Origin of the sequence: Saccharothrix sp. HUAS TT1, from assembly GCF_040744945.1 — a bacterium.
In the GTDB taxonomy this organism is placed as follows: Bacteria; Actinomycetota; Actinomycetes; order Mycobacteriales; family Pseudonocardiaceae; genus Actinosynnema.
Genome location: NZ_CP160453.1, coordinates 789,939 through 802,011 on the forward strand (window position 1 = coordinate 789,939; position 12,073 = coordinate 802,011).

Genomic DNA, 12,073 nt, shown 5'->3' on the forward strand with positions numbered 1-12,073 from the left:
CGTGAGCCGGGGCCTTGTGGCGGTGCTAGCGGACCTCGACGGGCTGGCTGCCCAGCGTGACCTCGACCGTGCGGTCCTCGCCGATGGTGAGCTGCACCTTCTCGCCCGGCGCGCGGGACCGGACGGCCGCGACCAGGGCGTCGGAGCTGTCCACCACCCGGTCGCCGAACTTCGTGATCACGTCGCCGGTCTTGACGCCGGACGCCTCGGCCGCGCCGCCACCGGTCACCGCGCGGACCTCGGCGCCGCCCCTGGGCGAGTCGCCGACCTGCACGCCGAGCACGGTCTGGGTGGCCTTGCCGGTCTCCGACAGCTCCTTGGCCGTGCGGCGGGCCTGGTCGATCGGGATGGCGAAGCCGATGCCGACCGAGCCGCCCTGCGCGGACTGGCTGGAGTTCGGGCTGTAGATGGCCGAGTTGATGCCGACGACCTGGCCGCGCATGTTCACCAGCGGGCCGCCCGAGTTGCCGGGGTTGATCGCGGCGTCGGTCTGGATGGCGTTCAGCACGGTGTCCGCCCCGCCCTGCTCGCCGCCGGCGCGCACCGGCCGGTTCAACGAGCTGACGATGCCGGACGTGACCGTGCCGTTCAGGTCGAACGGCGAGCCGACCGCGACGACCTCCTGGCCGATCCGCAGGTCGCCCGAGTTGCCCAGCTCGGCGGTGGGCAGGCCGGAGACGTCCTCGGCCTTCACCACGGCCAGGTCGGACGTCGGGTCGCGGCCGACGATCTTCGCGTCGAACGAGCGGCCGTCCTGCAGCTGGACCTTGATCGGCCCGCCGTTGGCGGCGCTCTCGACGACGTGGTTGTTGGTCAGCACCAGCCCGTCGGAGCTGAGCGTGAAGCCGGACCCGGCCCCGCCGCTCACCTGCACCTGGACCACGGTCGGCAGCACCTTCTGGGCCACCTGCTCGATCGAGCCGGCCGGCGCGTCGCCGGTCCGCTGCGCGGGCGGGGCCTGGTTGAGCGCGTTGGTGACCGGCCCGGCCTCTTCCGCGGCCTGGTAGCCGACGTAGCCGCCGACACCGCCCGCGACACCGCCGATGGCGAGCACCAGCGCCGCCACGCCCGCGACGACCTTTCCGCGACCCCGCTGGCGCGGCGGCGGCGAGCCGACCGAGCCGGGTGGCGCGTAGTAGGGGCCGGGCATCCCCGGCTGCCCCGAGGGCGTGGAGGTCGGCGAGCCGGGGTGGTCCGGTCCGGCGCCGGTCTGCGGAACGCCGTGCGGACCCGTGTGCTCCGGGCGCTGGAAGCCGGACTGCCAGGCTTCCGACCCGGTCGCCGGCAGTCCGGCGCCGCCCTGCACGGCGCCGGACCCACCGGTCCCGGTCTGACCCGCGCCGCCCTGCACGGCGCCGGCCACACCTGCTCCGGTCACGCCGGCGCCGCCCTGCACGGCGCCCGCCTGACCGATCCCCACCTGGCCGGCGGCACCCTGCGAGGCGACCGGCGGGCGGAAGTCGTCCGGGTGGCCGGCGCGCCAAGCGGCCGGCGACCCGGGTAGGGGCCCGGGGCCGCTCACGTGCTGAGCGGCCGGCGAGCCGAAGTCCGAAGTGGTGACGCTGTCCGGGTAGAGGGCGTTGTCAGCGGGTCGGCCGGTGCTCCCCTGCAGAGCACCGGCCGACCCGGAGTCCGACCGGTCGGCCCCTGCCGCCGACCCGTCGATGGCGTCCTCCGACCGCGCGGGGCCTCCCTGCCAGGCACCCCGCGCACCCGCGGACTCCGGTGCGTCGGCGCCGCCCTGCACGGCTCCCCCGCTACCGGTGTCGTCATGACCGGGACCGGCGCCACGCGCCCACGGGCTCTGCTGCTGAGGCGGCGGAGACTGCGGTGGCTGCTTCGGCTGCTCGTTCTCGGTCATGTCCACCACTCTGCGGTGCCCGCCTGAGAGCAGCCTTAAACGAAACTGGGCATCAGTTGTGAGTCCCGCGCAGCCGCTCCGCGATCTGCTCCGGCGTGGCGTCGTTCACCCAGACGCCCATGCCCGATTCCGAGCCCGCGAGGTACTTGAGCTTGTCCGCCGTGCGCAGGATCGAGAACACCTCTAGGTGCAGCCAGGCCAGGTCACGGCCGGTGCGGACGGGCGCCTGGTGCCACGCGGCGATGTAGGGCAGCGGGCGGTCGTAGAGGGCGTCCAGGCGGTGCAGCACGGCCAGGTACAGCGAGGCGAAGTCGTCCCGCTCGGCGTCGGTCAGCGCAGGTAGGTCGGGCACTTGGCGGTGCGGCACCACGTGCACCTCGACCGGCCAGCGGGCCGCGGCGGGCACGAACGCCGTCCAGTGCTCGCCCTCCGCGATGACCCTGGTGCCGGCCGCACGTTCGGCGGCCAGGATGTCGCCCATCAGTGGACGTCCGTGTGACGCCCAGTAGTCCGCCGCGGCGGCCAGCATCCGTTCCGTCTTCGGGGTCACGAAGGGGTAGCCGTAGACCTGCCCGTGCGGGTGCGACAGCGTGACGCCGATCTCCTCGCCCCGGTTCTCGAACGGGAACACCTGCTCGACGCCCGGCGTCGCGTTCAACGCCGCCGTGCGGTCCGCCCACGCGTCCACCACCGTGCGCACCCGGGACGGGGGCAGCGAGCCGAACGACGTGTCGTGGTCGGAGGTGAAGCACACGACCTCGCACCGGCCCCGACCGGCCGCCCGCGCCACCATCGGCATCCCGTCCACAGTGGACGGCAGGTCCGGCACGCCCTGGGCGAACGACGGGAACCGGTTCTCGAACACCACCACGTCGTAGCTCGACTCGGGGACCTCGGTCGGCTTGCCCGGCGTGGACGGGCACAGCGGGCACAGGTCGGCCGGCGGCTTGTAGGTGCGGGTCTGCCGGTGCGCGGCCATCGCCACCCACTCGCCGGTCAGCGGGTCGCGGCGCACCTCCGACAGCGGCTGCGTCCGCGGCAGGTCGCGGGTGTCGACCGCGTCGCGCGGCGGCGCGTCCGGCGTGTCGTCGAAGTAGATGATCTCCCGGCCGTCGGCCAGCTCGCCCGCCGTGCGCCTCACGCCAGTTCCTCTCCACGTCCCGGCACGTGCGCCAGGACCAGTTCGCCGACCTGCTCGCCGAGCACCGCCCGCGCGGGCTCGGCCAATCCCTCGTCGCTGACCAGCACGTCCGCCTCGTCCAGCGCGGCGATGGTGGAGATCCCGACGGTGCCCCACTTGGTGTGGTCGGCCACCACGACGACCCGCCCCGCCGCGTCGACCAGCGCCCGGTCGGTCTCGCTCTCGTTCAGGTTCGGGGTGGTGAAGCCGGACCGCTCGGCCATGCCGTGCACGCCCAGGAACACCACGTCCAGGTGCAGCGACCGCAGCGCCTGCACCGCCACCGGCCCGACCAGCGCGTCCGAGGGTGTGCGCACGCCGCCGGTCAGCACCACCGTGCGGTCGGTGCGCCCGCTCTGCTGGAGCACGTCGGCGACCCGGATCGAGTTGGTCACCACGGTCAGGTCCGGGATGTCGTCGAGGAACCGGGCCAGCGTCCACGTGGTGGTGCCCGCCGACAGGCCGATCGCGGTGCCGGGGCGCACCAAACCGGCGGAGAACGCGGCGATGGCCTCCTTCTCCGGCAGCTGGCGCACCGACTTGGCCTCGAACCCGGGCTCGTCGGTGCTGCGGCCGACCACCGACGTGGCGCCGCCGTACACCTTCTCGACCAGGCCGCGGGCGGCCAGCACGTCCAGGTCGCGGCGCACGGTCATGTCCGAGACGCCCAGCCGGACGACCAGGTCGCTCACCCGCACCGCGCCGGTCCGGCGGACCTCTTCCAGGATCACCGCTTGTCGCTGGCGTGCCAGCACGTCACACCTCTTCTTCTTCCCGGACCACGACCACGCCGCCGGCGGGCACGACCACGCCGCCCGGCACGCGCTCGCCGGACAGCAGCTCGACACCCGTCGCGGGCAGCTCGACGTCGCCGTCCCCGTGGTTCACCGCGACCAGCCACGATACGGCGGACCCGTCCACCTCACCGCCTCGGCGCACGACCTCGACGTCCACGTGGCCCGTCCCGGTCACCCCCGCGCCCGCCAGCGCGGTCCGCGTCAGCCGGTCCAGCCCGTCGCCGGTCAGGCCGCACGCCACGTACCAGGCGACGCCGTCGCCGCGGCCGTTGCGGGTGATGGCGGGCACGCCGGGCAGCGGGCCGTCGACGTAGGAGGCGACCACCTCCGCACCGGTGGCGTGCAGGTGCTCGGTCCAGACCGTGGCCGACGAGCCGTCGTCCAGGGACACCTCCTCGCCCTCCCGCAGCGGGTGGAACTCCTCGGTCCGCACGCCGAGCAGGTCGCGGAACGCGCCGGGGTAGCCGCCGAGGTGCACGTGGCCGCGGCTGTCGGTGATGCCGGACAGGTAGGTGACCAGCAGGTGGCCGCCCGCCTCCACGTGCCGCTCGTACGGCGACGCGTCGTCCACCAGGTAGAGCGCGGGCAGCACGACCAGCCGGTAGCCGGACAGGTCCGCGCCGGGCGGCACGAAGTCGACCGTCACCCCGGCCCGCCACAGCGCCCGGTAGTGCGCGAGGACGTGCCGGTGGTAGGAGAAGTCGGCGGTCGGGTGCGCGGGCTGACCGAGCGCCCACCCCGACTGCCAGTCGTGCACGATCGCCACCGACGCCCGCACGGTCGAGCCGACGAGCTCGGCGATCCGCCCGTACTCCGCGCCGACCTGCTCGACCTCGCGGAACACCTTCGTGTCCGGGCCGGCGTGCGGCACCATCGCCGAGTGGTAGCGCTCCGCGCCCGCGCGCGACTGCCGCCACTGGAAGAACAGCGTCCCGTCCGCGCCGCGGGCCAGGTGCGCGTACGAGTTGCGCCGCAGCTCGCCCGGCTGCTTGGCGATGTTGCGCGGCTGCCAGTTCACCGCCGACGTGGAGTGCTCCATCAGCAGCCACGGCCGGCCGCCCGCCAGCCCGCGCACCAGGTCGGCGGAGAACGCCAGGTCGACGTGCCGCTCGGGGTCCTCGGCGCGGGTGTAGTGGTCGTTGGCGACGAAGTCGACCTCGGCCGCCCACTTCCAGTAGTCCAGCGCCTGGAAGCCCCACGTCACCATGAAGTTCGTGGTCACCGGCACGCCCGGGGTGACCTCGCGCAGCACGTCGCGCTCGGCCTTGTACAGCTCCAGCAGCGCGTCGGAGGAGAACCGGTCGAAGTCCAGCAGGTGGCCGGGGTTGCCCAGCGACGGCGTCGCGCGCGGCGGCAGCACCTGGTCCCACGAGGTGTAGTGCTGGCTCCAGAACGCCGTGCCCCACGCCTCGTTCAGCTCGTCCAGGGCTCCGTGGCGGGCCTTGAGCCAGTCCCGGAACGCCACCGCGCAGCGGTCGCAGTAGCAGCGCGACACGTGGCAGCCGTACTCGTTGCCGACGTGCCACGCCGACAGCGCCGGGTGGTCGCGGTACCGCTCGGCCAGCGCGCGGGCCAGCGCGACGGCCCTGGTCCGGTAGACCGGCGAACTGGGGCAGTACGACTGGCGCGACCCCGGCGAGAGCCGCACGCCGTCGGCGGTCTCCGGCAGCACCTCGGGGTGCGCCGAGGTCAGCCAGGGCGGCGGCGCGGCGGTCGCGGTGGCCAGGTCGACCCGGATGCCGGCGTCGTGCAGCAGGTCGAGCACGCGGTCCAGCCAGCCGAACTCGTGGCGGCCGTCCTCGACCTCCAGCAGCGCCCAGGAGAAGATGCCGACGCTGACCAGGTTCACCCCGGCGCGCCGCATCAGCTCGACGTCGTCCGCCCAGACGGCCTCCGGCCACTGCTCCGGGTTGTAGTCGGCGCCCCACGCCAGGCCGGGCACACCGGTTGGCCAAGTCGTCATGGCGGCCAGACTGGTCGATTCAGGACCCGAACGTCAACACAGTCCAACAGGAACACTCGGGTACCTTGACATTCCCTGTGGCTCACACCACATTGTGAGTCCTCTTGTTGACTCTTTGTTCACTTGGTTCCGGCCGAGTGTCACCCGGAGGAACGACGATGACCAGGTTCTCCGCCAGCCATCCGTTATTGGGCCGTCGAACCCTCCTGAGGGCGATGATCGCGGGCGCGGGCGTCGCGGCCGTGCCCGGCCTGGCCGCGTGCGGCTCCGACGGCGGCGGCGCCGCCACCGACGCGGTGACGTTCGGCAACAACGCCTCCGACCAGGTGCCCAAGGACGCGATCACCGCCGCGCTCAAGGCGTTCGAGGGCGAGTCCGGCCTCAAGGTCACGATCAACACCAAGCAGCACGAGCAGTACCAGGAGCAGATCAACAACTACCTCCAGGGCAGGCCGGACGACGTGCTGGCCTGGTTCGCGGGCTACCGGATGCGGTTCTTCGCCGAGAAGGGCCTGACCGGCGACCTGAGCGGCGTGTGGTCGAAGGTCTCCGGCGGCTACGAGCCCGCGCTGAAGGAGGCGTCCACGGCGTCGGACGGCAAGCAGTACCTGATCCCGTTCACCCAGTACCCGTGGGGCGTGTTCTACCGCAAGAGCGTGTGGCAGCAGCGCGGCTACGAGGTGCCGAAGACGTTGGACGAGCTGGTCGCGCTGTCCACGAGGATGCGGGGCGACGGCCTGGACCCGATCGCGTTCGCGCAGAAGCAGGGCTGGCCCGGTATGGGCACCTTCGACCAGCTGAACTTCCGGATCAACGGCTACCGGTTCCACGTCGACCTGATGGCCGGCAAGGAGGACTGGCAGGGCACGAAGGTGCGCGAGGTGTTCGACACCTGGAAGCGCCTGCTGCCGCTGCACCAGGAGAACGCGCTCGGCCGGGACTGGCAGGAGGCCGCCCAGTCGCTCCAGCAGGGCAAGGCGGGCATGATGCTGCTCGGCTCGTTCATCGCCCAGCAGTTCAAGGGCGAGGAGGAGGACCTGGACTTCTTCCCGTACCCGGAGATCAACCCGGAGCACGGCCAGGACACCGTGGAAGCGCCGATCGACGGCTACATGATGTCCGCCAAGCCCGGCAACGCCGAGGGCGCGGCGAAGCTGCTGGAGTACCTGGCCGCACCCGCCGCGCAGCTGCTGTACACGAAGGCCGACAGCGGCGTCATCGCCACGTCCAACAAGGCCGACACGTCCGGCTACAACTCGTTGCAGAAGAAGGCCGCGCAGGTCATCAAGGAAGCCGCGCACATCACCCAGTTCCTGGACCGCGACACCGACCCGCGGTTCGCCAGCGACGCGGCCACCAACGGGCTGAACGCGTTCATCCAGAACCCCGACGACATCGGCTCGATCCTCAAGGGCATGGCGGACCAGGCGAAGACGATCTTCACGGAGTGACGGCGTGACCGCATCGGAGTCCCCACCGGCGCCCGCCCGGACCCGGCGGCGCGCCACCGCGCTCGCGCCGCGCGACAAGCTCGTGCTCGGCCTGATGCTCGGCATCCCGTCGCTCGTGCACCTCGCGCTCGTGTGGGCGCCCGCGCTCGGGTCGGTCGCGCTGTCGTTCAGCTCGTGGGACGGCATCGGCGGGTTCGAGGACATCGAGTGGGTCGGCGTGCAGAACTACGTCGACATCTTCACCCGCTACCCGCGGTTCTGGCCCGCGTTGCGGCACAACCTCATCTGGCTGCTGTTCCTGCTCGTCGTGCCGACCGTCGCCGGGTTGCTGCTGGCCGTGCTGCTGGACCGGCAACTCCGGTTCGGGCGGATCTACCAGAGCGCGCTGTACCTGCCGATGGTGCTGTCGCTGGCCCTCGTCGGGTTCATCTGGCAGCTCATCTACCAGCCGGAGCAGGGGCTGCTGAACAACGTGCTCGGCACCGCGTCGACCGACCCGGTGAACTGGCTGGGCGACCCGGACATCAACCTGTACGCGGTGCTGGTGGCGGCCGGGTGGCGGCACACCGGGTACGTCATGCTGCTGTACCTGGCCGGGTTGAAGGCGGTCGACCCGGCGTTGAAGGAAGCCGCGGCGCTGGACGGCGCGAACGCGTGGCAGACGTTCTTCCGGGTGACGTTCCCGGTTCTCAAACCGGTGAACGTGGTGGTGCTCGTGGTCACCGTGATCGAGGGCCTGCGGGCGTTCGACATCGTGTACGTCATCAACAAGGGGCGCAACGGGCTGGAGCTGCTGTCCGTGCTGGTGACCGACAACATCATCGGCGAGTCGAGCCGGATCGGCTGGGGCTCCGCGCTGGCCGTCGTGCTGCTGGTGATCTCGCTCGGGTTCATCGTCACCTACCTGTTCCAGGTGTTCCGCGAGGAGGAGCGGTGAACGCGGGTTTCCGACCGGCGCGCGTCGCGCTGCACGTGTTCCTGGTCCTGACGTGCCTGGTGACGCTGGCGCCGCTGTTGTGGGCGCTCTACGCGTCGCTGCGCACGTACGACGACACGGCGCGCAACGGGTACTTCTCGATCGCCGAGAGCCTGACGCTGGACAACTTCGGCGCCGCGTGGACGCAGGCGGACCTGCCGCACTACTACCTGAACACGCTGCTCGTCGCGGTGCCCGCGCTGGTGCTCGTGCTGCTGCTCAGCTCCATGGTGGCGTTCGGGGTGTCGCGGTTCTCGTTCCGGTTCAACCTGGTGCTGCTGATGCTGTTCACGGCGGGCAACCTGCTGCCGCAGCAGGTGATCGTGACGCCGCTGTGGCGGCTGTACCTGCTCACGCCGGTGCCGGGGTGGGTGAGCGACAGCGGCGTGCTGCTGGACTCGCAGCTCGGGCTGGTGCTGATCCACGTGGCGTTCCAGTCCGGGTTCTGCGTGTTCGTGCTGAGCAACTACATGAAGACGATCCCGGTGGAGCTGGGCGAGGCGGCGCGGGTGGACGGCGCGGGCGTGTTCCGGCAGTACTGGCAGGTGATCCTGCCGCTGTGCCGGCCCGCGCTGGCGGCGTTGGCGACGCTGGAGTTCACCTGGATCTACAACGACTTCCTGTGGGCGCTGGTGCTGATCCAGACCGGCGACAAGATGCCCATCACCTCGGCCCTGCAGAACCTGAGGGGGACCTTCTTCGTCGACAACAACCTGATCGCCGCGGGCTCGCTGCTCGTCGCCCTCCCGACCCTGGTCGTCTTCTTCGTCCTCCAGCGCCAGTTCATCGGCGGCCTGACCCTGGGCTCCACCAAGGGCTGAGCGGTGGCGTTACCGTGACGACGGCCACGCGCGGGCGGGGTATCAGCAGCCGGCGGGCGCGATCCACTCCTCAGTAGAGGCGACAGCAGCCCCGCCGAGAGGACGTCCCGATGCCCATCCGCCGCACCCTGGCCGCCTGCGCCGCGGTGGTCGCCGCCACCCTGGCGACGGCCACCCCCGCGCGGGCCACGTCGGCCCTGCTCCACGCCGAGCTGGCCGAGCTGGCCGACAACCTCAACTCCCTGGCGTGGCCCGGCCAGGACACCTACAACTTCTACCCCGGCGCCAAGGGCCACCCGAACGTGGCCACGAGCGTCGTGTGGGGCACGCCGGGCAGCCCCACCACCTACGAGAACAAGTCCAAGTGCGCGCCGCTGCTCACCCAGGCCCTGAAGCACACGTTCTCCTGGGCGACCGACACCTACCTGGACGACGAGTTCGACAGCCCCAGCCCCACCGCGGCGCAGTACTACGACGGCCTCCAGGCGGGCGCGGCGCACTTCACCACCAAGACCGCGGTCGCCGGCCTGGCGCCGGGCGACGTCATCGCGATCAAGTACAACGACAGCGCGGGCGGCACCGGCGACGCCACCGGGCACGTCCTGGTCGTCGCGGGCGCGCCGCAGCAGCACAACCGGGACGGCAACGCCTCGACCCGCGAGTGGGCCGTGCCGGTGATCGACAGCACCAGCAACCCCCACGGCGTCGCCAGCACCAACTCCTCGTCGCCGTACCAGCAGTTCCCGGACACCCGCGCGGTCGGCGCCACCGAGTACAGCGGGGTCGGCCGGGGCTGGATCTTCATCAGCACCACCGCGGCCGACGTCCCGACCGGCCACTGGTGGGGCGTGAACGAGAACGTGACCGACCAGTACAAGCCGGTGTCGACCCGGCCGATGACCTTCGGCGCGGTGTCCTAGCGGCTCCTAGGCGTGCGGCGCGAGCGCCGGGCGGCCGGGGAGGCGCAGGGTGAACATGGCGCCGCCCTCGGGCGCCCGGCCCACGTAGGCCATGCCGCCGTGGCGCTCGGCGACCTGCTTGACGATGGCGAGGCCGAGGCCCGAGCCCGGGAGGGTGCGGGCCTCGGAGGAGCGGTAGAAGCGCTCGAAGACGTGGGGCAGGTCGGCGTCGGCGATGCCCGGACCGGAGTCGGCCACCTCCACCACGGCGCTGCCGTCGCCCAGCTGCCGCAGGCTCAGCCGGACGACGCCCCGCGCCGGGCTGAACTTCACGGCGTTGTCGAGCAGGTTCAGCACCGCCCGCTCAAGAGCGCTGGAGTCGCCCAGCAGGGACCACGGGGCCAGCTCCACGACGAACTGCACGTCGGACGCGCGGCGGCGAGCGCGGTCCAGCGCGCGCTCCACCACCTCGACCAGGTCCACCGGCTCGTGCACGACCTGGGGCGCGTCCTCGCGCGCCAGCTCCACCAGGTCCCCGATCAACGTGGTCAGCTCGTCCAGCTGCGCCCGCACGTCGGCGTTGATCTCCGCCTTGTCCTCGTCGGACAGCGTCGGCGCGTCCGGCCGCTCGGACGCCAGCAGCAGCTCCAGGTTCGTCCGCATGGACGTCAGCGGCGTCCGCAGCTCGTGCCCGGCGTCCGCGACCAGCCGCCGCTGCCGCTCCTGCGAGTCCGCCACCGCGCCGAGCATCGCGTTGAACCGCTGCGACAGCACCGCCAGCTCGTCGTCGCCGGACACCGGGATGGGCCGCAGGTCGCCGGTCATCGCCACCCGCTCGGTGGCCTCGGTCAGCCGCTGCACGGGCCGCAGCCCGGTCCGCGCCACCGCCGTCCCCGCCAGCGCCGCGACCAGCACGCCCAGCCCGCTGATCACGAACAGCACCACGGACAGCTTGCCCAGCGTGGTGTTCAACGGCTTGGTGGACTGGGCGATCAGCATCGCCTGCCCGTCGCCGTACGGCACCGCGATCACCCGGAAGTCGGTGCGCAGGTCGGTCCAGATGTTCTCCAGCCGCGACCCGCGCGCCACGTCGAGGTCGGCGGGCTGGGTCGGCGGCGCGACCGTCCCCTTCGGGTACTGGATCAGCCCGCTCACGTCGAGCACGCCGATCCGGATGTCACCGGCCGCGAGGAACGCGCCCGGTATCTCGGACACGTCGTTGTTGACCTTCGGCGCGGTGACCGCGGCGCCCGCCCGCTGGCGCAGGTTCGCGTCCATCTGGTCGTGCAGGTTCCGGCTCACCGTCATGTACGCGCCGAGCGACACGACGGCGACGGCGCCGGCGACGCAGAACGCGGCGAGCAGGGTCACCCGGGCCCGCAGCGACACCCGCTGGAGCCGCCCGTTGGCGGCACCGATCACGGAGGGGTCTCCCGCAGCACGTAGCCGACGCCGCGCACGGTGTGCAGCAGCCGGGGCTCGCCCTCGGCCTCGGTCTTGCGGCGCAGGTAGCCGACGTAGACCTCCAGCGCGTTGCCGGAGGTCGGGAAGTCGTAGCCCCAGACGTCCTCCAGGATGCGACCGCGGGTCAGCACCTGCTTGGGGTGCGCCAGGAACAGCTCCAGCAGCGCGAACTCGGTCCGGGTGAGGCTGATCGGCCGGTCGCCGCGCCGCACGTCCCTGGTGCCGGGGTCCAGCTCCAGGTCGGCGAACCGCAGCACCGCGCCCGCCGGCTCGTCGGCGTCGGACGCCGCCCGCCGCAGCAGCGCGCGCAGCCTGGCCAGCAGCTCCTCCAGCGCGAACGGCTTGGGCAGGTAGTCGTCCGCGCCCGCGTCCAGCCCGGACACCCGGTCGGACACCGCGTCCCGGGCGGTGAGCACGAGGATCGGCAGGTCGTCGCCGGTGCTGCGCAGCCGGCGGCACACCTCCAGCCCGTCGAGCCGCGGCATCATCACGTCCAGCACCATGGCGTCGGGGCGCTGGGAGACGACGGACTCGAGGGCCTGCTGGCCGTCGCCGGCAAGGTCGACCTGGTAGCCGTTGAACTGCAGTGAGCGGCGAAGCGACTCACGCACGGCCCGGTCGTCGTCGACAACGAGGATGCGCATGGGGTCAGTCTTGCTCC

Annotated in this window: 10 protein-coding genes; 4 read left to right on the top strand and 6 right to left on the bottom strand. The window is 72.2% G+C overall.

Annotated features, from left to right (window positions below; genetic code table 11):
- Positions 1–25: 25 nt before the first annotated feature.
- The 4 genes from AB0F89_RS03845 to AB0F89_RS03860 form a co-directional block, all read right to left on the bottom strand.
- Positions 26–1,420: a S1C family serine protease gene (locus tag AB0F89_RS03845; protein ID WP_367132584.1), complete on the bottom strand. Its 1,395-nt coding sequence runs from the start codon at positions 1,418–1,420 to the stop codon at positions 26–28.
- A 493-nt stretch (positions 1,421–1,913) separates the two neighbouring features.
- A complete protein-coding gene (gene galT / locus AB0F89_RS03850) occupies positions 1,914–3,002 on the bottom strand; it encodes a galactose-1-phosphate uridylyltransferase (protein WP_367132586.1) in 1,089 nt (362 codons plus the stop codon).
- Entirely contained in the window at positions 2,999–3,796 is a 798-nt protein-coding gene (locus AB0F89_RS03855; protein ID WP_367132588.1) for a DeoR/GlpR family DNA-binding transcription regulator, read from the bottom strand. Before AB0F89_RS03855 ends, galT begins: the two co-directional genes overlap by 4 nt.
- Before the next feature lies 1 nt (position 3,797).
- Positions 3,798–5,801 (bottom strand): beta-galactosidase, encoded by a 2,004-nt coding sequence (locus tag AB0F89_RS03860; protein ID WP_367132590.1) that lies wholly within the window; start codon positions 5,799–5,801, stop codon positions 3,798–3,800.
- 215 nt (positions 5,802–6,016) lie between these two features.
- Here AB0F89_RS03860 and AB0F89_RS03865 point away from each other — a divergent pair, with 215 nt between their 5' ends.
- From AB0F89_RS03865 to AB0F89_RS03880, 4 genes are all read left to right on the top strand, one after another.
- Complete coding sequence (locus AB0F89_RS03865) at positions 6,017–7,252, top strand: ABC transporter substrate-binding protein (protein ID WP_367132592.1); 1,236 nt, start codon at positions 6,017–6,019, stop codon at positions 7,250–7,252.
- 4 nt (positions 7,253–7,256) lie between these two features.
- Positions 7,257–8,189 (top strand): carbohydrate ABC transporter permease, encoded by a 933-nt coding sequence (locus tag AB0F89_RS03870; protein WP_367132594.1) that lies wholly within the window; start codon positions 7,257–7,259, stop codon positions 8,187–8,189.
- The gene (locus AB0F89_RS03875) at positions 8,186–9,049 is read left to right on the top strand and encodes a carbohydrate ABC transporter permease (RefSeq protein WP_367132596.1); all 864 of its coding nucleotides are present in this window, start codon (positions 8,186–8,188) and stop codon (positions 9,047–9,049) included. The genes AB0F89_RS03870 and AB0F89_RS03875 overlap by 4 nt, the downstream gene beginning before the upstream one ends.
- A 110-nt stretch (positions 9,050–9,159) precedes the next feature.
- Positions 9,160–9,969, top strand: a complete 810-nt coding sequence (locus tag AB0F89_RS03880; RefSeq protein WP_367132598.1) for a hypothetical protein — start codon at positions 9,160–9,162, stop codon at positions 9,967–9,969.
- Between the two features lie 6 nt (positions 9,970–9,975).
- Here the strand turns inward: AB0F89_RS03880 and AB0F89_RS03885 are convergent, their stop codons facing one another.
- Together AB0F89_RS03885 and AB0F89_RS03890 are read right to left on the bottom strand one after the other, a co-directional pair.
- Entirely contained in the window at positions 9,976–11,370 is a 1,395-nt protein-coding gene (locus tag AB0F89_RS03885; RefSeq protein ID WP_367132600.1) for a sensor histidine kinase, read from the bottom strand.
- Positions 11,367–12,056: a response regulator transcription factor gene (locus AB0F89_RS03890; protein WP_367132602.1), complete on the bottom strand. Its 690-nt coding sequence runs from the start codon at positions 12,054–12,056 to the stop codon at positions 11,367–11,369. The genes AB0F89_RS03885 and AB0F89_RS03890 overlap by 4 nt, the downstream gene beginning before the upstream one ends.
- Positions 12,057–12,073 lie beyond the last annotated feature (17 nt).